The sequence below is a fragment of the Nonomuraea sp. NPDC049480 genome, assembly GCF_044465905.1.
Classification (GTDB): domain Bacteria; phylum Actinomycetota; class Actinomycetes; order Streptosporangiales; family Streptosporangiaceae; genus Nonomuraea.
Map to the genome: position 1 here is coordinate 87,363 of NZ_JBITMD010000026.1, position 20,133 is coordinate 107,495.

At 69.4% G+C, this 20,133-nt stretch carries 16 protein-coding genes; 4 read left to right on the forward strand and 12 right to left on the reverse strand.

Features of this window, described 5'->3' with window-relative positions; all coding sequences use genetic code 11:
* Nucleotides 1-190: 190 nt before the first annotated feature.
* Nucleotides 191-1,951 (forward strand): VanW family protein, encoded by a 1,761-nt coding sequence (locus ACIBX3_RS47960; protein WP_397127389.1) that lies wholly within the window; start codon nucleotides 191-193, stop codon nucleotides 1,949-1,951.
* Between the two features lie 282 nt (nucleotides 1,952-2,233).
* Nucleotides 2,234-3,208, forward strand: a complete 975-nt coding sequence (locus ACIBX3_RS47965; protein WP_397127390.1) for an NlpC/P60 family protein — start codon at nucleotides 2,234-2,236, stop codon at nucleotides 3,206-3,208.
* 10 nt (nucleotides 3,209-3,218) lie between these two features.
* On the opposite strand, the gene ACIBX3_RS47970 is transcribed toward ACIBX3_RS47965, so the two are convergent.
* The 5 genes from ACIBX3_RS47970 to ACIBX3_RS47990 form a co-directional block, all read right to left on the reverse strand.
* Nucleotides 3,219-3,788 (reverse strand): MarR family winged helix-turn-helix transcriptional regulator, encoded by a 570-nt coding sequence (locus tag ACIBX3_RS47970; protein ID WP_397127391.1) that lies wholly within the window; start codon nucleotides 3,786-3,788, stop codon nucleotides 3,219-3,221.
* Nucleotides 3,789-3,934: 146 nt separating this feature from the next.
* The gene (locus ACIBX3_RS47975) at nucleotides 3,935-4,759 is read right to left on the reverse strand and encodes a carbohydrate ABC transporter permease (RefSeq protein WP_397127392.1); all 825 of its coding nucleotides are present in this window, start codon (nucleotides 4,757-4,759) and stop codon (nucleotides 3,935-3,937) included.
* Nucleotides 4,756-5,712, reverse strand: a complete 957-nt coding sequence (locus ACIBX3_RS47980) for a carbohydrate ABC transporter permease (protein ID WP_397127393.1) — start codon at nucleotides 5,710-5,712, stop codon at nucleotides 4,756-4,758. Before ACIBX3_RS47980 ends, ACIBX3_RS47975 begins: the two co-directional genes overlap by 4 nt.
* Before the next feature lie 6 nt (nucleotides 5,713-5,718).
* Entirely contained in the window at nucleotides 5,719-7,014 is a 1,296-nt protein-coding gene (locus ACIBX3_RS47985) for an ABC transporter substrate-binding protein (RefSeq protein WP_397127394.1), read from the reverse strand.
* An 11-nt stretch (nucleotides 7,015-7,025) separates the two neighbouring features.
* The gene (locus tag ACIBX3_RS47990; RefSeq protein WP_397127395.1) at nucleotides 7,026-8,414 is read right to left on the reverse strand and encodes a hypothetical protein; all 1,389 of its coding nucleotides are present in this window, start codon (nucleotides 8,412-8,414) and stop codon (nucleotides 7,026-7,028) included.
* 115 nt (nucleotides 8,415-8,529) lie between these two features.
* Between ACIBX3_RS47990 and ACIBX3_RS47995 the strand changes: the two genes are divergently transcribed.
* Nucleotides 8,530-9,996: an extracellular solute-binding protein gene (locus ACIBX3_RS47995; protein ID WP_397127396.1), complete on the forward strand. Its 1,467-nt coding sequence runs from the start codon at nucleotides 8,530-8,532 to the stop codon at nucleotides 9,994-9,996.
* Between the two features lie 301 nt (nucleotides 9,997-10,297).
* On the opposite strand, the gene ACIBX3_RS48000 is transcribed toward ACIBX3_RS47995, so the two are convergent.
* Genes ACIBX3_RS48000 through ACIBX3_RS48010 form a run of 3 tightly spaced genes read right to left on the reverse strand, consistent with a single transcriptional unit; the run spans nucleotide 10,298 to nucleotide 13,755 of the window.
* The gene (locus tag ACIBX3_RS48000) at nucleotides 10,298-11,872 is read right to left on the reverse strand and encodes a DUF3502 domain-containing protein (RefSeq protein ID WP_397127397.1); all 1,575 of its coding nucleotides are present in this window, start codon (nucleotides 11,870-11,872) and stop codon (nucleotides 10,298-10,300) included.
* 30 nt (nucleotides 11,873-11,902) lie between these two features.
* Entirely contained in the window at nucleotides 11,903-12,769 is an 867-nt protein-coding gene (locus tag ACIBX3_RS48005; RefSeq protein WP_397127398.1) for a carbohydrate ABC transporter permease, read from the reverse strand.
* Nucleotides 12,766-13,755, reverse strand: coding sequence for an ABC transporter permease (locus ACIBX3_RS48010; protein WP_397127399.1), 990 nt, complete (start codon nucleotides 13,753-13,755; stop codon nucleotides 12,766-12,768). The genes ACIBX3_RS48005 and ACIBX3_RS48010 overlap by 4 nt, the downstream gene beginning before the upstream one ends.
* Nucleotides 13,756-14,013: 258 nt before the next feature.
* On the opposite strand from ACIBX3_RS48010, the gene ACIBX3_RS48015 reads away from it, so the two are divergent.
* Nucleotides 14,014-15,006 (forward strand): hydroxyacid dehydrogenase, encoded by a 993-nt coding sequence (locus tag ACIBX3_RS48015; protein WP_397127400.1) that lies wholly within the window; start codon nucleotides 14,014-14,016, stop codon nucleotides 15,004-15,006.
* A 26-nt stretch (nucleotides 15,007-15,032) separates the two neighbouring features.
* On the opposite strand, the gene ACIBX3_RS48020 is transcribed toward ACIBX3_RS48015, so the two are convergent.
* The 4 genes from ACIBX3_RS48020 to ACIBX3_RS48035 all read right to left on the reverse strand — a co-directional run bounded on the left by ACIBX3_RS48020 (nucleotide 15,033) and on the right by ACIBX3_RS48035 (nucleotide 20,062).
* Nucleotides 15,033-16,778 (reverse strand): hypothetical protein, encoded by a 1,746-nt coding sequence (locus ACIBX3_RS48020; protein ID WP_397127401.1) that lies wholly within the window; start codon nucleotides 16,776-16,778, stop codon nucleotides 15,033-15,035.
* A complete protein-coding gene (locus ACIBX3_RS48025) occupies nucleotides 16,775-18,061 on the reverse strand; it encodes a glycoside hydrolase family 28 protein (RefSeq protein ID WP_397127402.1) in 1,287 nt (428 codons plus the stop codon). Before ACIBX3_RS48025 ends, ACIBX3_RS48020 begins: the two co-directional genes overlap by 4 nt.
* Nucleotides 18,062-18,273: 212 nt before the next feature.
* The gene (locus tag ACIBX3_RS48030) at nucleotides 18,274-19,053 is read right to left on the reverse strand and encodes an SDR family NAD(P)-dependent oxidoreductase (RefSeq protein WP_397127403.1); all 780 of its coding nucleotides are present in this window, start codon (nucleotides 19,051-19,053) and stop codon (nucleotides 18,274-18,276) included.
* Nucleotides 19,054-19,102: 49 nt separating this feature from the next.
* Nucleotides 19,103-20,062, reverse strand: coding sequence for an amidohydrolase family protein (locus ACIBX3_RS48035; RefSeq protein WP_397127404.1), 960 nt, complete (start codon nucleotides 20,060-20,062; stop codon nucleotides 19,103-19,105).
* Nucleotides 20,063-20,133 lie beyond the last annotated feature (71 nt).

Genomic DNA, 20,133 nt, shown 5'->3' on the forward strand with positions numbered 1-20,133 from the left:
ATGCTCGTCTTCGTCGTGTCCCCGCCCATGCCACGGTGGCGACCATGGCCGATCTTCGCCGGCCTCGTCGATGCGACGTCACGGCACCTCTCCCCGACGGCCGGGCACCCGCAGCCTCGAGTTACGCCTGCGACAGCCCTACCCGGCGGGTATGGTTGAGCACTGGCGGGGGGCAAGAACCGGACATCTGGTGCCAAAGGAGGACGTCATCGACCAGGCCGCGAGCACCGATGCCAAGCCCGGCCGCGCCAAGCCCGCTGGCGAGCCAGGCCGCCCCACGAGCGTCCTGCGCTCTCGACGCCTGCTCATCCCGGCCGCGCTCGTCGTCATCGTCGCGGTGCTCGCCTATGCCGTGCCCGCGATCGCGCTCGCCGGAAAGGTCCCTCCGGGCACCCGCGTGGACGGCGTGGACATCGGCGGCCTGTCGCGGGAGGCCGCCCGCTCCCGCCTCGAAGCAGGGCTGAGCAAGCGGCTGACCCAGCCGTTGACACTGGTCGCGGCGGGCAAGCGCAAGCAGCACACCCCCGCCGATCTCGGGCTCGACTTCGACGCGGCGGCAACGATCGAGGCCGCGATGGCCGGCGCCACCACCCCTGCGGGCATCGTCCGCTCCCTCTTCGGCAGCCGCGAGATCCCGCCCGTGATCACCGTGGACGAGCAGCGGCTCGCCGCCGGTCTCGCGGGCCTGGCCAAGAGCGTGGACACCAAGCCGGTGGAGGGCGGCATCCGCTACCGGGGGATGAAACCGCGGGTCGTCCTGCCGAAGCCCGGCCGCACACTGGACCTCAGCGGGGCCGCGGGCGCTGTGCGGGCGGCCGTGACGGCCTCGCGTACATCCGTCGAGCTGAACGTCCGGGTGACGCCTCCCACGCTCACCGCCGCCACGGTCCGGCGCGTCGCCGCGACGACCGCGCGCACGGCCATCGCCTCCCCTCTCACCATCGCCGGCGCCGGCAAGGAGGCCACCGTGTCCAAGGAGGAGCTCGCCGCCGGCCTCCGCTTCGTCTCCGACGGCAAGGGCGGCCTGCGCCCGGCCTTCAACGCCGCCAAGATCGCCCCGGACCTCGGCAAGGCGCTGGTGAGCACCCCGCCGAAGGACGCCTCCTTCAAGATCGCCAAGGGCAGGCCGCAGGTCATCCCCTCCCGCGCGGGCCGCGGCGTCGACGTGAAGGCGCTCGGCCCGGCGATCTCCCAGGCCGTGGCGGCGGGCGAGCGCCGCGTCGAGCTGCCCGCCGCGGAGCGGCAGCCCCGCGTCACCACGGCCCAGGCGAAGAAGCTGGGCGTCAAGCAGCTGGTCAGCTCGTACACCACCCAGCACCCGTGCTGCGCCCCTCGCGTCACCAACATCCACCGCATCGCCGACATCGTGGACGGCTACGTCGTGAAGCCCGGGGAGACGTTCTCGCTCAACGGCGTGGTCGGCAAGCGGGACAAGGCGCGCGGCTTCGTCGAGGCGCCGATGATCCTCAACAACCGCTTCGTCAACGACGTCGGCGGCGGCGTCTCCCAGTTCGCCACCACCATGTTCAACGCCGTCTTCTTCGGCGGCTTCCAGGACGTCCAGCACCGGGCCCACCAGTACTACATCTCCCGCTACCCGGCCGGCCGCGAGTCCACGGTCTCCTTCCCTCAGCCGGACTTCCGCTGGCGCAACGACTCGCCGTACGGGGTGCTCATCAAGACGTCGTACACCGGGACCTCCGTCACCGTGCAGTTCTGGAGCACCAAGCGGTACGACATCGATTCGCAGAGCTCCGGGCGCTACGACGTCAAGCCCGTCCCCAGCCTCACCGACTCGGGGCCGGATTGCATCCCCATGCCTGGCGCGGAGGGTTTCGCCATCGACGTGTGGCGCACCTTCAAGAAGGACGGGAAGGTCCTGCGCAAGCAGCGCTTCCACACCGTGTACGACCCGGAACCCCGCCTCACCTGCAAGACGACGGAAAGCTGAAGATCAGGCGGGCGGGCAACCGCCCGCTCGGGGCGGGGAGGTGGATGTGGAAGATCGGTGTCTGCGGCGGGCCGGGAGTGGGCGGCCGCACCGGTTGCGCCGGCGACTGAACGCGCGAGAGGCGGCCTGCGTACCTCCACATGAGCGGGCATGACCACCCGCTATGCGAGATAGTACGTCCCTGCCTCCTGGGCAATTGCCGCGAACAGGCTAGCCAGCCTCTTCGCTGCTGTACTATTTCGCCCCAGATTTGGACAATTACGAGGAGGCATCGTAGTGGCCGTGCCGGCAAGGCTTGGGCGGATGGCGATGGCGGCGGCGCTGACCTCGGCCGTATTGGTCTCCAACCCCGGCGCCGCCGCCGCCGACCCGTCCCCCGCCCAGGCCAGGGCCAAGCTGGTGAAGCTGAACGAGCGGGCGGACAAGCTGGTCGAGCAGTACAACCAGGCCACCGAGACGTACAAGGCGGCCAAGAAGAAGTACGACACGCTCAACGCCGAGGTCGGGCGCAAGAACGCCCAAGCCGACGTGCTGCGCGAGGACCTCGTCGCGGCGGCGGTCGGCGACTACCAGAGCATCCCGATCAACGACTGGCGGCGCTTCCCCTTCCAGGGCACCCCCGACTCGGCCCTGGCCACCATGGCCTCGCTGGAGCAGATCGCGCAGGCCAGAGCCGCGAAGGTGCGTGCCTTCGAGGCGGCCACCAAGGAGCTGCGCGAGCGGCGCGCCGACGCCAAGCGCGTCCTGGCCGAGGCCGACACCGCACGCGACAAGGCCGAGGACGAAAAGGAGAAGGTCGCCAAGATGGTCGCCGAGCAGACCAAGCTCCTGCGCCGGCTGGGCGCCTTCAAGACCGGCAACCCCAACAGCACGGGCATCAAGTACACCGGCCCGGCCTCCGGCAACGCCCGCGCGGCGCTGCAGTTCGCCTTCTCGCAGGTCGGCAAGCCCTACCGGTTCGGCGGCACGGGACCGGGCTCCTTCGACTGCTCCGGCCTCACCCAGGCCGCCTGGCGCTCCGCGGGTGTCGAGCTGCCTCGCACCACCTACACCCAGTGGAGCTGGGGCGCCGAGCGCCGCGTCCCCCTCAACGCGCTGCAGCCCGGCGACCTGCTCTTCAGCAAAGGCCTCGGGCACATGGGCATGTACGCAGGCGGCGGCAAGATGGTCCACGCGCCGCAGACCGGCGACGTCATCAAGGTGGTCAGCCTCGACGACTACTGGCGCAACCGCCTTCTCGGCGCGATCCGCCCATGAACCGCCCGGCTCAGCTCGTACGGCGCCCGCTGCGGCGCGGCGGGACAGGCGACTCCCTGCGCAGCGCGTCCCGGCGTTCCTCACCGTGGTCTTCGAGACGGGTGACGATGCGGCGCAGCATGTCGGCCAGCTGGACGGACTCCTCCTCGCCGAGCGCGCCGGCGACGAAGGCCTCCTCCTCGTTGAAGGCGGGGAACAACCGCTCCATCAGCGCCAGCCCTTCCGGGGTCAGGCGCAGCAGGGCCAGCCGGCCGTCGTCGGGGTGCTGACGGCGCTCCATGAGGCCGCGCGACTCCATGGTCTTGATGATGCCGGTGAGCGTGCCCTTGGAGATGCCCGCCTCGGCCGCGACGTGCCGGGTCTCGATGTCCTCCCAGATCCACACCACCCACAGCACCACGAAGGCGCTCCAGGTCAGGTCGGCGGCGCGCAGGGCGGAGTTCTCCAGGTGCTGCCGGACCGCGGCGGCCGCCCGGTAGATGTTGGAGACGGCGGCCATGGCCTCACGCCTGACCGGGATGTCCCCGAGACGCCGCTTGACCGCTTCTTCGGTCTCCGACAGCGAGAAGTGCCCAGGCACACCGGCTCCCTTCAGCCTTGCGTCTGCTTCATTTGTACCCGTATGACGCCGCCACCGAGCAATCATACGGGCACAAACAACCGGGATGGGCCTCGCCGCCTCCGCTTCCCACACGGCACCCATGTCGTACGAGCCGGACGGTTGCGCTACTTCAGGCCGCTCGTGGCCAGGCCCTCCACGAGTCGTTTCTGGAAGAACAGGAAGAACAGCGTGGTGGGAACCAGCGCCAGGACGGACATGGCGAACATGTCACCCCACGAGGACGACCCGGTCTTGTCGATGAACATGTTGAGGCCCAGCGGAACCGTGTACAGGTTGTTGTCCGACAGGTACACCAGCTGGCTGAAGAAGTCGTCATACGTCCAGATGAAGGTGAAGATGGCGGTGGTGATGAGCGCGGGCCGCATCAGCGGCAGCACGATCCGCACGTAGACCGCCACGGGACCCGCTCCGTCCAGGCGCGCCGCCTCGTCCAGGCTGCGCGGGATGCCCCGGATGAACTGCACCATCAGGAAGATGAAGAAGGCGTCGACGGCCAGGAACTTCGGCACCAGCAGCGGCAGGTAGGTGTTGATCCAGCCCAGGTCGAAGAAGAGCACGTACTGCGGGATCAGCGTGGCGTGGAACGGCAGCATGATCGTGCCGAGCATGATCGTGAACCACACCTTCTTCAGCGGGAACTCCAGCCGGGCGAAGGCGTAGGCCGCCAGGGAGCAGGCGAGCACGTTCCCGATGACGGCGCCGCTGGTGACGATGAGCGAGTTGCGGAAGAAGACCGTGAACGAGGTGCCCGTCGCCGTCCAGCCGCTGGCGTAGTGCTCCAGTGTGGGGTTGGCGGGCCACGGCGTGGTGTCGGTGAAGATCTCGTTGTCCGGTTTGAGGCTGCTGACGACCATCCAGAGCAGCGGGTAGAGCATCACGCCCGCCGCCATGATCAGGCCCGCGTGGGTCAGCGGTCGGCGCTTCATCATGCCCCCTTGCCGTCTTCGTAGTGCACCCAGTACCTGCTGGCGACGAAGTTCACCGTGGTGAGCCCGGCGATGATCGCGAACAGCACCCAGGCCATGGCCGCCGCGTAGCCCATGTCGAGGTCGGCGAAGCCCTTCTTGTACAGGTAGAGCGTGTACAGCAGGGTCGAGTCGACCGGCCCGCCGGTCCCGCCGCTGACCACGAACGCCGAGGTGAACGACTGGAACGTGTTGATGATCTCCAGCACCAGGTTGAAGAAGATGATCGGCGACAGCAGCGGCACGGTGATCCGCCAGAATTTCGTCCACGGGCCCGCGCCGTCCACCTCGGCCGCCTCGTAGACGTCATGCGGCAGCTGCTTCAGCCCGGCCAGGAAGATCACCATCGGTGTGCCGAACTGCCAGGCGGCCAGCACGACCAGCGTGCCCAGGGAGGTGTCCGGCTCGGAGATCCACGCGTACCCGGGCAGCCCGAACAGGCCGAGGAACTTGTTGAACAGGCCCTGGTCGCCGAAGAGCTGGCGCCACATGACCGCGATGGCCACACTGCCGCCGAGCAGCGACGGCAGGTAGAAGACCGCCCGGTACAGGCCGAGCCCGCGCAGCCCCCGGTTGAGCACCATCGCGACGCCGACGGCCAGCGCCAGCTTGAGCGGCACCGCCAGCCCCGCGTACGTGACCGTCACCGAGGCCGACTGCCAGAAGCGGTTGTCGTCGGTGAACATCTCGACGTAGTTGCCGGTGCCCGTCCACGTCGGCGGGGACAGCAGGTCGAAGTCGGTGAAGGACAGGTACAGGGAGTACAGGACGGGGCCGGCGCTCAGCATGACCAGCCCCGTGAACCAGGGGGCGAGGAAGAGGTAGCCCCAGATCGCCTCACCCCGCCATCGTCGTGGCCGGGCCGCGCGCACAGGCTCTCCTGTACGGCGCGGCCGCAGCGTCGTCGCGGTTCCCATGCGTGCTCAGCCCGCCAGCGCCTTCTCGCCCTCTTCGATGAGGCGCTTGGCCGCGTCGGCGACCGTGAGCCGGCCGTACCCGACCTCGTCGTTGAAGCGGACCATCAGCTCCTTGATCTCGCCGCCGGCGGCGGGCGCGGCCACCCTGTTGCCGAGCCCGGCCTTCTCCACCCGCTCGGCCACGAGCGAGGTGGTCTCGACGGCGCGCTTCTGCGCGGCGTCGAGCGTGGGCGTCAGCTCCTTGGCCGCCGTCTCGGACGGCGGGATGCCGCGGGTGATGCCCATCGTCCTGATCGTCTCGGGATCGGTCGCGAACCACCCGGCGAGCTTGGCCGCCAGCGCCGCCGCCTTGCTGGTCTTGGTGACCGTGAGCAGCACGCCCGCGCTCAGGTAGTTGCCCTCGACGCCGCCCTGCCCGGTCGGGGCGGGGACGAAGTGCAGCTCGTTCTTGGTCAGCGGCGGGAGTTTGACCTCCAGGCCGGTGCCGAGGGTGAGCGGCGCGAGGCCGGACAGGATCGGCAGCGCGCTGTCGTCCGCCCGCGCCTCGGTGCTGATCTTGGAGGGCACGCAGGCGCCGGACTTGCGGAGCTCCTCCCAGTACGTCCACCACTCCTCCAGGTCGGCCGCCACGAAGCCGAGCTTGCCGTCGGGGGTGTACAGGTCCTTCTTGCGCTGGCGGAGGAAGACCACGAAGTTCTCGTCGTCGCCGCCGCTGTCGGCGATGCCGTACTTGCCGGAGCCCATCGCCTTGGCGATCTCCTTCGCTTTGGCGGCCATGTCGTCCCAGGTCCAGGTGTCCGCCGGCGGCTCGACCTTGAGCTTGTCCAGCACGGTCTTGTCGAACGTGGCCAGCGCTGCCCCGGTGCCGGAGGAGACGCCGTAGAACTTGCCGTCGACCGTTCCCGCCTCGATCAGCGGCTTGTAGAGCGGCAGGGACGAGGGCGCCAGGTGCTGGTCGAGCGGGAGCAGCACGCCCTTCTCCACATAGCCCTTGAACAGGGCGGTGTCCATCTGCACCAGGTCGGCGGGCTTGCCGCCGGCCACCTCGGTGTTGAACTTGTCGAAGTAGCCGTCGTAGCCGCCGTACTGCGGGGTGATCGTGACGCCCGCGTTGGCCTTCTTGAACAGCTCGATCGACTTCAGGTAGGCGGTGTTGCGCGCGTCGCCGCCCCACCACGTCATCCTGATGGTCTTGTCGTCCCCGGCGCCGCCGGAGCCGCCACCACACCCCGAGAGTGCCAGGGCTGCCGTCGAGCCGGCGGCGACGCCCAGGAAGGAGCGGCGGGACAGTGGTCGGTTCATGTTGATCTCCTTCAGAGCGGCGAGATCTCGAGGGTGAGGTGGGTGGGGCCCGGATAGCGGATCCGGAAGGGGTCTGGGGCGGTGGCTCCGTCGGTGGGGACGGTCACCGAGAGGCCGGGCAGGAGCCATCGGCCCGCGCCGATCTCGGGACGGCAGTCGGACTCGAACTCCAGGTCGCCTGCGGAGACGACGGCGAGCACGCCGTTCCTGGTCACGGTGGCGTCGACGCCGGCCGACGGCATGACGCGCAGCCAGTGCGACGCGCCGCCGGCGCCGCGCCAGTGCACGGTGACGGGGTGGTACTGCTCGTCCGCGGCGGACTTGGTGCCTCCGGTGTCCTGCGCGCCGATCATGTGGTGCGGTCCGAGCCACGACGTGGCGATCCGCCGCGGGGACTCGGTGACGGTGGTGCTGACCCAGCGGGGTTCCTGGGGGGCCGGCGCGAGCAGTGCGGCGGCCGCGGGGTGGGGGCCGAGCAGGGCGAAGCAGGGAGCGAAGCACAGGTCGTGCGCGTGGGTCGCCTGCGAGGGGTCGCCTCCGGGCAGCGGCGCCCGGTCCAGGCCGGTGGCCAGCGCGATCCACTGTCCGAGCAGGGACACGTAACTGGACAGGTCCATGCCGTAGGCGCGGTCGTACGGCCCCGCCACGTTGCGCAGGCCGGGGTGGTAGCGCCGGCCGATCTCGGTCCAGAGGCCTTCTTCCATCTGATCGCCGAGCCCCCGCAGCGTCGCCGAGGCGCTGCCGCGCCACAGGGCCAGGGCGAACAGGTCCACTCCGTAGTAGGTGGGCGAGTTGAACTCGGCGAAGGCCCGGGTGCGCGCCCAGATGCCGAAGACCTGCCGCCCCAGGCTCTCGCCCGCCGACGCCAGCGCGGGATCATCGTCGAGCACGCCGGCCTCGTGCATGAGGTACGCGCTCATCAGGGCGATGTTGCTGTAGTGCGGCGACACGGCGCGCACTCGCGCGGTGCCGGCGGCCCGGCCGAGCGCCCACGACATCCGCTGGACCAGGTCCTCCGGCAGCGTCCGGCCGTATTCGCGCAGGATGAGCAGGAACGTGCAGCCGACGAACTCGCGCCAGTTCGGGTCGTAGTCGTTCCACAGGACCGGGTCGGCGGGCGGCTGCGGCTCCTGGGGCGAGCGCCGCCAGGTGCCGTCGTACGGCGTCTCCGGCGCCACGTACTGATGCGACAGAACCGACGTGAGCGCCTCCGCGGCCCGCTCGGTGTCCCCCCTCATGAGCAGGCCCACCGCGTACCAGGAGGTCTCCCTGACACCGTGGGTCCGCCAGGCGTGCGATGACCTGGCGAGGGAGATCGCCGGGTAGCGCAGGAGCCGCACTTCGGGGTCCCACAGCGAGTCCATCCACGCCGTGGCCCACGCAGCGAGCTGATGCCTCACACGATCACCTTTCAACCTGTTGTCATGACATTCGGTGATTAGACCCGAGGGGTGTGCATAGTGTCAATAGTGGCAAATAGGATGGCAAAGGAAGAGTCTCGATCGAGGGAGCGTGATGTCGCCCAGTCAGCCGCCACCGCTGTACGAGCAGCTCAAGGCACGTCTGGTAGCGGACATCCGGGCGGGGCGGTTCGGCCCGGACGGCAGGATCCCCACTGAGCAGGAGCTGTGCGAGGAGTACGGGCTGAGCCGCACCCCCGTGGCCAGGGCGCTCACGGAACTGGCCAGAGAGGGGATCGTGCTGCGGCAGCGGCGGCGCGGCACGTTCGTCAACCCCGCCTGGGCCGGCGCAGACCCCGGCCCCGCGCCGGCGGACGAGGCCACCGAGCTGACCATCCTGGCGACCGGCACGGTCAGCGTCGACCACCTGCGGACGGCGGCCGATGAGGACACCCGGCCGCGGATCCGCACGGTGGCGTACGACGAGCTGCATCCGGCCTTCCTGCGGGCCATCGCCGAGGGACGCGGCCCCGATCTGGCCGTGCTCGACTCCGTCTGGGTGGCCGAGTTCGCCAGGGCGGGCTTCCTGACCCCGCTGGAGGACCTCGACGCCGACGGCTGGCTGGCCAACGAGTACACCCGCGACGTCCTGCCGCCCTTCTCCTACCGGTTCGGCGGGCAGACGCTGGCGGTGCAGGCACCGGCCGACGTCACCGGGCTGTGGTACCGGCGCGAGACGTTCGAGCGTCTCGGGCTCGACGCGCCCGCGACCTGGCAGGAGCTGCGCGCCGTCGGCCGGCTGCTGGCCGGGCGGCGTACGGGGGACGCGCAGGTTCTGGTGATGCCGGGCGGGCGCGGGGCGGGGGAAGAGACCACGTACGCGCTGACCGGGCTGCTCGCCGCCAACGGCGCGCTGGTCCTCGACGAGGAGGGCGTGGTGGTCCTGGACAGCCCGGCGGCCGTGGAGACCATGCGCCTGCTCCGCGAGCTGGCCGACGACGGGGTGCTGGCACCGGGCATCACCGGCTACGGCAAGGACGAGGCCGTCGGGCTGCTGGCCGCCGGCGGGGCCGAGTTGTGCGTGGGCGCGAGCTACCAGGCCGGGGCCCTGGCGAAGGCGACGGGACTGTCGCTCGACCGGGTGCACAGCAGGTTCGGCTTCACCCCGATGCCCCGCGGCCCGCAAGGCCGCTCCGCCGTGATGTGCGGCGGGATGGTGTACGCCATTCCGCGGCAGGCCCGCCATCCCCGGGCCGCCATGCGGTTGCTGCGCGCCGCCATGGCTCCCGACGCGCTGGTGCGGCTGTGCCTGATCACCGGGCAGCTGCCGCCGCGGCGGACGTCGCTGCAGGCGGCAGCCGCGGTGTCGGCCTTCCACGCCCAGACCGCCGCCCTGCTCGACCGGGCCGTCCTGCGCCCGGTCAGCCCGGCGTACGCGCTGGTGTCCGCGCAGCTCCAGCTCATGATCGAGGACGTCGTGCGCGGGGTGCGCGAGCCGGACGCCGCCGTCTCGCGCACCGCCGACCTGATCCGCGCCATCACGATAAACCCGAACATGTCACGGTCTGACGCGTACTCATGACCGCGAGCCTCCCCGGTCAGGCCGCACGCGTCTGACCGGTCAGCGTCCGGAGGGACGTGTCACGCGGACCGCGGCTCCGGCCATCGGCACCAGGCAGGGCACGAAGGCGATTGACGCGTACCGAACACATCAGTGCCCCGATCAGAGACGCTGAGGATGTCCAGCGAGCGGACCGCGCCCAGGCGATAGTCGACCTGGGCGCCCTCGCAGAACAGCTGCAGGCGGGACTGGTCGGGGTGACCACGTGCGCGGCCTCCGACCCCGATTGGCAGCCGAGCCGCTGCCCCGACGTGCTGATGCCTTACTGGCCCTTGAGGTAGGCGTCCGCCTGCTTGGCCATCTCCGCCTGGACCTTGGCCAGCCCGGCCCGGTCCAGCGCCTTCTTCAGCTTGTCCAGGCCCTGGTCGACGTCCACCGCGCCGATGAACAGCGGGTTGGCGAACTGCGTCATGGCGGCGGTGACCTGGGTGTTCTCCCGCTTGATCGGCTCCGGGTCCGGGACGAAACTGGCGTACGGGTCGACGGTGAAGTTGTCGATGTTCTGCGCCCAGTCGAACCACTTGGTCTCGGACTCGGTCATGTCCTTGATCCGGCGCTCCAGCTTGGCCCGCCAAGCGAGGGCGAAGCCGGGGAAGGTGTAGGTGGACACCTTCTCGTACTTGTCGTCGCCGATGGCGTTCCAGTCCTTGCCGGGAAGGCCGTAGTTGAGCAGGTCGTGGTTCTCCTTGATCGACACCCAGTCCTGCAGCTGCATGGCCTTCTCGTTGCTCTGGCCCTTGGCGTTGAAGACGACGAAGTTGTCACTCTGGAAGGTCTGGTACGGCTTGGCGCTCTCGCCGCCCTTGAGCGGCATCACGTTCGCGAGCATCGCGCCCGGCACGCTCTTGGTCAGCTCGGGCAGGGCCGTGGAGGACAGGCCGTCGGTCATGGCCCAGCCGGTGGCGACGCGGCCGGCCTTGAACTGGGAGTCCAGCGCCTTCGAGTCCAAGGTGAGGGCGTTCTTGTTGATCAGCCCGTCCTGGTAGTACTTCCGGATCAGGCGCAGCGCGTCCACCATGCCCGGGGCCTCCCACCACGGAATCGGGTTGGAGGAGCCGCTCGTCTTGCCGTCGGCGGCCAGGACGAAGTTGAGCGAGTCGCCGGTGAAGGAGGCGATGCTCATGGTGGGGTTGTCCCACATGTAGGGGTTGAGCCAGCCGACCGGGTTCCACGCCACCAGCAGCTTGGGCATCCGGGAGCTGATCCCGATCGGGATGATGTCCTTGTTCTTCTGCTTGACGTCGTACCAGAACTTCTCCAGCCCCTCGAAGTCCGCGATGTCGCTCATGCCGAGCTTCTCGGCCAGGTCCTGGCGGATGCTGAAGTGGTGGAAGCGGGCGACCGAGTTGATCTGGGGCAGGCCGTACAGCTTGCCGCCCCACCGGTTCAGCTCGATGATCTTCGGGTCGATGGTCGCGGCCAGGTTGGGGTACTTGCCGCTGGACAGCAGGCTGCTCAGCTCCACGATCGAGCCGCTGGCGGCGAGCTGCGTCATGTTGAGCCAGCGGGCCTGCAGCGCGGTGTCGAACTTCTCCCCGGCGGTGAACTTCAGCAGCGCCTGCTGGCCGTAGCTGGTCCACGGGATGAACTGCGGCTTGATGGTGAAGCCCAGGTCGGCCTGCAGCTTCTTGTTGACCTCGGCCAGGACGGCGTCCCAGCCGGCCGGCACGTCGCCGGGCAGCAGCAGGCTGAGCGCGAGCGCGGCGGCGCTCTGGCCGCCGCCGGCGGTGGCCTTCGGCGCGGCGGAGTCGTCGGAGCAGGCGGCGAGGAGGGCCGCGAGGGACAGGCCGCCGCCGGCGGCCAGCAGGCCGCGCCGGGACATCATGGGGTTGGACACGGTTACTCCATAAGGTGGGGGGAGCGGGATTCAGCCCTTGGTGGCGCCGAGGGTGATGCCCTTGACGAAGTAGCGCTGAGCGAAGGGGTAGGCGAGCAGGATCGGACCGATGGCGACGGCGGTGAGGGCCAGCCGGAGCTGGTAGACGGGGGTGGCGGCCTCGGCGAGCTGCGGCAGCATCGCGGTGAACGAGATGTTCGAGATGAGGTTCTGCAGGACCAGAGGCAGCGGGAACTTGTGCACGTCGTCGATGAACAGCAGCGCCATGAACCAGTCGTTCCAGTAGTGCACGGCGTAGAAGAGTCCGACGACGGCCAGGATCGGCTTGGACAGCGGCAGCGCGATCGTGAAGAAGATGCGCAGCTCGCCCGCACCGTCGATCTTGGCGGATTCGAAGATCGACTCCGGCAGCTGGCGGAAGGCGCTGACCTGGACGAAGACCAGGAACGGCATGACCAGCAGCGGCAGGATGACCGAGAAGTAGCTGTTCTGCAGCTGGAGGTACTGCGTCACCAGCAGATAGAGCGGCACCAGGCCGCCGGAGAACAGCATCGGCAGATAGGAGAAGATCGTCAGCGGCTTGCTGATGCCGGGCACCCGGCGGGCGATCACCCAGCTCAGTCCCGAGGTCACCGCCAGGGACAGCGCCGTGCCGACGACGGTGATGAAGAGGCTGGCGAGGTAGGCGTCGAGCACCGCCGGACCCGTGAAGATCATCTTGTAGGCGGTGAAGTCGAAGCTGGTGGGGAAGAGGCTGTAGCCGGTGGTGGCCAGCACCGACTCGCTGGTGAACGACCCCGCGATGATCATCCAGAAGGGGACGGCGCAGGCCAGCACGGCGAGACTGACGCCGATGACACTGACGACGGCGAACGGCTCCAGCTTTCTGGTGCTCATAGGATGCTGGTCTCCTTCGAGTACTTGCGCTGGATCAGCACCGCGATCACCACGAGGATGAAGCCGACCACCGACTGGAACAGGCCGATCGCCGCCGTGGTGCCGAAGTCGCCGAGCTGGCGCAGGGCGCGGAAGACGTAGGTGTCGATGACGTCGGTGTTCTCGAACAGGGTGCCGTTGTCGCCGATGATCGCGTAGATGGTGCCGAAGTCGCCGTAGAAGATCCGGCCGACGCCCAGCACCAGCAGGACCGCGGCGGTGGGCTTCAGCAACGGGAGCGTGATGCGCCAGGCCATCTGGGCGCGCGAGGCTCCGTCGATCATCCCGGCCTCGTAGACCTCCTCGGGGATGCCGGTGATCGCGGCGAGGAAGATGACGCTGAGGTAGCCGCCGAGCTGCCAGACCTTCACCACGGTGAGGATCCAGGGCCATGGCCCCGGCTCGGTGTACCAGTCCACTGTGGGCAGGCCGAAGCCGCTCATCGCGTCGTTGACCGCCCCGCCCCCGCCGGAGGCCCCGGCGAGCATCACCTGCAGGATGATGCTGATCACGACCGGGGAGACGAAGTAGGGGAAGAACACGACCGACTGCGAGACCCGCTTGAAGAAGGTGCTCCGGATCTCGTTCAACATGATCGCCAGGAGGATCCCGGCGGCGAGCGTCGCGGCGAGGAACAGCACGTTGAGGAAAAGCGTGTTGAACAGGATCCTCGCCGCGTCCCCGGACTCCAGGAAGTAGCTGAAGTTCGCCAGCCCGTTCCACGGGCTGCCGAAGATCCCCAGGCTGACGTCGAACTCCTTGAACGCCACCACCAGGCCGGCCATCGGCAGGTAGTTGAAGACAAGGAAGAAGACGACCGCCGGCAGCGCGAGCAGCCCGACCGTCCAGGTCCTGCGGCCCGGCTTGCTTCGCGTGCGGCGTCTGCGCGGGGGCGCCCCTGAAGGCGGTCTCGTCTGAGGCTCTTGCCTCGTCTCTAGCGTGCTCATCACCGAAGTCCCGTCTGATGTGGCAGAAGGTGGCTTCCAAAGTTGGATAGAAACCGGTAGCTGCGAACGCTACGGCTGAGCGGCAATGACCACAAGACGGCGTTACGGAGACGTTACACAATGACGTGCATCCCAGCAGCGGACGCGCCTTCATGCTGGTCCGATGCCCGTAACACCATTGACCGAAGCGCACCATTGACCGCTACGGGTTGTGCTTCTACGGTAGAAACCGATCCCTATGGATGGAGGTCTTCCCCCGTGTCCCCACGCCCGAAGGCGCTGTTCGCCATGCGCGAGGAACATCTCGCACCGCTCTTCCCCGCGCCCTTGCTGCGGCGGCTGGACACACTGGCCGACATCGACGTGACGCTGGTCGCCGAGCGCTTCGACGATCCCGGCATGGCGCTCGCCCTCGCCGAGACCGAGATCCTGATCACCGGGTGGGGCTGCCCGCCGCTCGACGAGGCGGTCCTGGCCGCCGCGCCGCGGCTGCGGGGCGTGCTGCATGCCGCCGGCTCGGTGAAGTCCCTGGTCACGCCCGCGTGCTGGGAGCGCGGGCTGCTGATCTCCACGGCCGCCGAGGCCAACGCGGTCCCGGTGGCGGAGTACACGGTCGCCGCGGTGCTGCTGGCCGGCAAGGGGGTCTTCGCGCTCAGCGAGCGCTACCGGCGCGAGCGCTCCTTCACCCTCGCCCAGATCCAGCCGTCCATCGGCAACAACGGCCGGACGGTGGGCATCGTCGGCGCCTCGCGCATCGGCCGCAAGGTGATCGAGCTGCTCACGCCGTACGACCTGGACCTGTGCCTCTACGACCCGTACACGAGGATCCCGGGGATACGGCAGGTCTCGCTGGAGGAGCTGCTGCGCCGCAGCGACATCGTCAGCCTGCACGCCCCGGCCACCGAGGAGACCCGGCACATGCTGGACCGGGAGCGGCTGGCGCTGCTGCCGGACGGCGCGGTGGTGATCAACACGGCCAGGGGGTCGCTGGTCGACACCGGCGCGCTCGTCGCCGAGCTGAAGACGGGCCGGCTGTCGGCGATCCTGGACGTCACCGAGCCGGAGCCGCTGCCGCCGAGCTCGCCGCTGTTCGACCTGCCCAACGCCTTCCTCACCCCGCACATCGCCGGGTCACACGGAAACGAGCTCTCCCGGATGGGCGCGGCCGTGCTGGACGAGCTGGAGCGGCTGACCGCCGGGTTGCCGCTGGCGCACCAGGTGACCCACGACGACCTCGAACGGGTGGCCTGAGGAGGCGGCGGGCTCGCCCCGGCGCGTCAAGGGCGGGGCACCGCGATGCCGCCGTAGCGGTCCCAGCCCTGGGAGATGCGCTCGTGGTACTTGGCGGCCTCGGCCGCGTCCCGGGCCCAGTCCCACTCGCCACCCGCGGCCGGAACTGGATATGTCCGGATCTGCTCGGCGATGCGCTGGGCGTCGTCGAGCCCGTCCCAGATGAGCCGCCGCATCTTCGGCGTCCGCCGCTCCTCGTCCCGCACGTAGATCCGGTACCCGAGGTAGGCCGCCGCGACCGCCCGATGCAGCCTGGCGGTCAGCACCGTCCGCTCGAAGTACGCCTTGAGCTGCGCGTAGTGCTCGGGAGACAGGTCCCGGCGGGCCCTGGCGACGTCGCCCAGCGCGCTCTGCGCCACCCGCACCCCGTGATCCTTCTCCGCGAGCACATAACGCAGGTACGTGAGCGTCAGCTGGTCGCCCGGCGTCACCCACCCCCGGTCGAGCACGTGCTGCGCCTCCCTGGCCAGCGTGGGGTCGGCCTTGCAGGCGGCCGGCGACAGGTGGTTGACGACGTCGATCCAGAAGTGAAAACGCCTGTTCACGCCATGGCGGACGTAGGTGACGGGCGGGTCGATCCACTTGCCGGACACGCTGCGGTGATAGCTCGAACAGTACGGCTCGTAGTCCAGCCGGGAGTGGTTGGCGGTGTTCGTCCCCAGCGTGTAGAGCACCGAGGTGACGATCTCGTACGACTTCGACAGCGCCGCGGCGACGTCCCGCGCGGCACGCCTCCCGTACGTCTTCTCCGCGAACTCCCGGTAGATCGTCTCCACGCTCACCCGGCGGTCCTCCGCGGCCCTGGCCAGCGCGTACAGGTTGATCTCCGTGGGCGTGCCGATGATGCGCGAGTCGTCGTAGCGGTCGGTCCTGGCCACGTAGCCGATCACGTTCGGCAGCGTCTGGTAGTGGCGCAGCCGCTTGACGTGCTCCTCAGGCCACGCGTTGGCGATCTTCCCCTGCCCGTTGTACTCCCCCGCCGCGTCGTACTCGACGAGCACGGGCCGGCCGATCCGCGCGATCGTGGCGTCGTCCGGGTGGGTGAGGAAGAAGTCGTGCGGCGTGGCCTTGGCCATCACCTTGACGTCTGCGTTGCGGACCAGCGCGATCGCGCCGATCGTGCGCTCCATCTCCTCGGGGAAGTACCCGAAGGTCCGCAGGTAGAGGCCGAGCCCGCGTTCGTTGACGATCACCTCGGCCACCTGGTCGACCAGGTGGGCCAGCTTCTGCTCGGCCGTGGTGAGCCGCGCCGAGTGCTGCCGCTCCACCCGCGCCCCGGTCTCGATGAAGGTCAGCACCACCGAGTCGACGTCCGGCACCAGGTCCAGCATGTCCCGGTAGTCCTGCTTGAACCACTCCCAGAAGGCCGGATCGTCCAGATCGATCGTGCCGCCGGGTCCGGTGCGGAACTCCACCGGGTAGTGGTTCAGGTCGTACAGCGAGTGGTCCCAGACCGCCACCTCCGCGATCCCGGCGTCGTGCGCGGCCCGGGTCAGCCGGTTGACCCGCGCCTGTCTGGCGGGCTCGCGCACCTCTCTCAGGTCGTGCACGATCTCGTGGCTCAGCTGCAGGTGGTTGATCCCGTACGGCTTGGCGGCGGCGATGACGGCGTCCGCCCCGGCGTCGCTGTCGGACAGGATCGTCCACCCGCGCACCGGCCCGTCCTCGGCGTGCGCGGGCAGCGCCACCCCGGCCGTCGCCAGCAGGATCAGGGCCGCGACGAGGCGCCTCATTGCTCCACCCCGTTGACGAACACCTTCCGCAGGACCAGGTCGTCGGTGAAGGCGATCTTGTCCGGCCCCGCGACGTTCGTGAACACGCACCGCTCCAGGCGCACCCCGACCAGGCGATCGGTCTCCAGGCCGACGAGGTTGAGCACCGCGTCGGCGCCGTCGAGCCTGGTCCGCTCCATCCGGATGTCGCGGACCGACACCGGCTCCGCGCCCTGCTCGTTGCTCGCGTAGGCCATGTTGACGAACATCACCTCGCGGTCCACGTTCTGCCCGGTGAAGCCGCGGACGTAGACGCCCTCGACGAACCCGCCGCGTTTCTTGCTCGCCTTGACGTAGACGGGATACTTCACCGGATGGTTGCCGGGGAAGTCCGGCGAGTTGATCACACATCGCTCGGCGAAGACGTTGCGTACGCCGCCCGACATCTCGCTGCCGACCGTGATGCCGCCCCAGCGGCCGGAGAAGAGGCAGTCCTGGACGACGATGTTCTCGCTGGGCACGCCCACCCTGCGGCCGTCGGCGTCACGTCCCGACTTGACCGCCACGCAGTCGTCGTTGGTGTTGAAGCGGCAGCCGTGGATGTGCACGTACGACGACGCCTCGGGGTCGCAGCCGTCGGTGTTGTAGAGGGTGCTGACGACGGTGATGCCGCGTACGGTGACGTTCGTGGACAGGACCGGGTTAACGGTCCACATGGGCGGTTCGAGGATGGTGACGTCGCTGACCAGGATGTCCCGGCATTTCACGAACTGGACCATCGCGGGGCGCAGGTGGTGACCCGCCCCGAACACCCGCTGCTCGACCGGCACGCCGTCGTCGCCCATCTTCCGCAGCGCCCGCTGGTCGGCGCCCTGAGGCCCGCCATTGGCATACCAGCTCTCCCACGGGCCCAGCCTGGCCTGGCCGTCGAGCGTGCCCTTGCCCGTGACCGCGATGTTGCGCTGACCGTGGGCGTAGACGAAGGGGCTGTAGTTGTAGCACTCCGTGCCCTCCCACCGGGTGAAGACGACCGGCAGGTACGCGTTCGGATCGGTGCTGAACGCGATCACGCCGCCCTCGGACACGTGCAGCTCGACGTTGCTGAGCAGGTGGACGGCGCCGGTGAGGAAGCGACCCGGCGGGACCACGACCCGGCCGCCGCCCTCGCGGTGGCACTCGGCGATCGCCGCCTTGAACGCCCCCGTGCAGTCGGTCGTGCCGTCACCGACGGCGCCGAACGCGGTGACGTCCCAGCTACGGCGCGGGAACCGGGGAGGTCGGATCTTCCGCAGGATGTGAGGCATCTGGTGCCACGGATCCCGCGATGGGCTCTCGGCCATGGCAGGTGCGACTCCGGGAACGAGTGCGGCCGTGGCGAGAGCTCCGCCGGCCTTGAGTAGAGATCGTCGAGACGGCATCGTCACCACCGGGGGTGGGGAGACATCGGATCTCTGGAGCGTAAACGTTCTCGTTCCCGGATTCAATTCTTGACGAAGTTAATTGTGAAGCCGGCCCCTCAGTGGACGGACAACCCGCCGTCGACGAAGATCGACTGCCCGGTGACGTACGCGGAGGCGCCGCTCGCCAGGAACACCGCCGCGCCGGCGAAGTCCTCGGCCAGGCCGTTACGCCCGACCATGGTGCGCGCGGCCAGGGCCGCCACCTTCTCCGGGTCGGACGACAGCCGGGCGTTGAGCGGCGTCATCACGAACCCCGGCACCAGGGTGTTGCAGGTGACGCCCCGCGAGGACCACGCCTCGGCCTGCGAACGCGCCAGCGACTCCAGCCCGCCCTTCGACACGCCGTACGCGCCGCTCTGGACGAACGCCCGATGCGCCTGCTGGGAGCTGACGTGGATGATCCGCCCGAACCCGCGTTCGGCCATGCCGGGACCGAAGCGCTGCCCCAGGAGGTAGGGCGCCTCCAGGTTGACCGCCATCGTGACGTCCCACACGTCCTCGGTGAGCTCGTCCATGGGCGGGCGCAGGTTGATCCCGGCGCTGTTGACCAGGATGTCGGGCTCACCGAACGGCTCGGCCGCCGTCCCGGCGGCCGCGCGTACACCGTCGCGGGTGCTCAGGTCCGCGCTCACCCAGGCGGCGCGGCAACCCTGAGCCGTCAGCCCGTCGACCGTGGTGCTCAGGTCGTTCTCCTTGCGGGCCACGATCACGACGCTCGCACCGGCCCGCGCCAGCGCGGTGGCGATGGCGCGGCCGATGCCGGAGCTGCCGCCGGTCACCACGGCGACCCGGTCGTCCAGGGAGAACAGCTCGGAGAGGTATGCCTGTGTCGTCATGGCGGCACACTCTAGAGGAGTGATCCTCTGCGGGAGCGACCGGTCTCCTTCAGAGCTTGAGCAGCCTCTCGGCGTTCTGGTGGCTGATCTTCGCGCGGTCCGCCTCGCTGATGGGGGCGCCGTCCAGGAAGGCGGCGGCTTCGGCGATGTCCTCGAAGGGATAGTCGCTGCCGAACAGGATGTGGTCGGCGCCGAGAGCCAGCAGGGCGCACAGGAGGGGCGGGGCCGAGCAGACGCCGCTGGTGGTGATGTAGAGGTTGCGGCGCAGGTAGGCCGAGGGGGTGCCCAGGGCCAGCTCGATGCCGTGGTGGTTGTGGAAGCCCCAGCGCGAGTCGAGCCGCCACAGCATGTACGGCAGCCCCTCCCCCATGTGCCCGAGCAGCAGTTTCGCGTTGGGGAAGTCGTCGAAGACGCCGCCGAAGACCAGGCGCAATGCGTGCGCGGCGGTGTCGGAGCCCCAGCTCCACATGGGGCCGATGAGCTCGGGGTGGTCCGACAGCACGTGCGGCGCGTCGAAGCCGTTGGCCGGGTGCAGGTAGAGCGGAACGTCGAGCCCTTCCGCCTGCTCCCACACCACGCGCAGCGACGGGTGGTCGAGGTAGCGGCCCTGGGTGTGCGCGTTGACCAGCGCGCCGCGCATGCCGAGCTGGGTGACGGCGCGCTCCAGCTCCTTGGCGGCGGCCTGCGGGTCCTGCAGCGGCAGAGCCGCGAAGCCGGCGAAGCGCGTGGGGTGCTCGGCGATGACGCCGGCGAGGAAGTCGTTCACCGCCGCGGCCCGCGACACGGCGACCGCGGGGTCCGCCTCGGCCTGGATGCCAGGCGAGTTCAGCGACAGCACCTGGACGTCGACGCCGGCCGCGTCCATGGCCGCCAGCCGCTCGCCGGTCAGGTCCAGCAGCCGCCGCGAGGCCTCCGCCCACGCGCCGGGCTGGGCGACCGTGGACGTCCCGGCGCCGTAGCCGATCAGGTCCTCGGTGACGAAGTGCTCCTCCAGGCCGATCTTGCGCATTCGCGTGCCTCCTGGCAGCTCGATTTGGTTTTCATCATTATGCATTGACTTCATTAATGATGGAAAGTACG

What these genes read in the sequence shown, in the direction of transcription:
- ACIBX3_RS47975 (WP_397127392.1), bottom strand. Translation starts at nt 4,759, where the DNA reads ATGATGAAGCGCCGACCGCTGACCCACGCGGGCCTGATCATGGCGGCG.
- ACIBX3_RS47980 (WP_397127393.1), bottom strand. Translation starts at nt 5,712, where the DNA reads ATGGGAACCGCGACGACGCTGCGGCCGCGCCGTACAGGAGAGCCTGTG.
- ACIBX3_RS47985 (WP_397127394.1), bottom strand. Translation starts at nt 7,014, where the DNA reads ATGAACCGACCACTGTCCCGCCGCTCCTTCCTGGGCGTCGCCGCCGGC.
- ACIBX3_RS47995 (WP_397127396.1), top strand. Translation starts at nt 8,530, where the DNA reads ATGTCGCCCAGTCAGCCGCCACCGCTGTACGAGCAGCTCAAGGCACGT.
- ACIBX3_RS48005 (WP_397127398.1), bottom strand. Translation starts at nt 12,769, where the DNA reads ATGAGCACCAGAAAGCTGGAGCCGTTCGCCGTCGTCAGTGTCATCGGC.
- ACIBX3_RS48010 (WP_397127399.1), bottom strand. Translation starts at nt 13,755, where the DNA reads ATGAGCACGCTAGAGACGAGGCAAGAGCCTCAGACGAGACCGCCTTCA.
- ACIBX3_RS48020 (WP_397127401.1), bottom strand. Translation starts at nt 16,778, where the DNA reads ATGAGGCGCCTCGTCGCGGCCCTGATCCTGCTGGCGACGGCCGGGGTG.
- ACIBX3_RS48025 (WP_397127402.1), bottom strand. Translation starts at nt 18,061, where the DNA reads ATGCCTCACATCCTGCGGAAGATCCGACCTCCCCGGTTCCCGCGCCGT.
- ACIBX3_RS48030 (WP_397127403.1), bottom strand. Translation starts at nt 19,053, where the DNA reads ATGACGACACAGGCATACCTCTCCGAGCTGTTCTCCCTGGACGACCGG.
- ACIBX3_RS48035 (WP_397127404.1), bottom strand. Translation starts at nt 20,062, where the DNA reads ATGCGCAAGATCGGCCTGGAGGAGCACTTCGTCACCGAGGACCTGATC.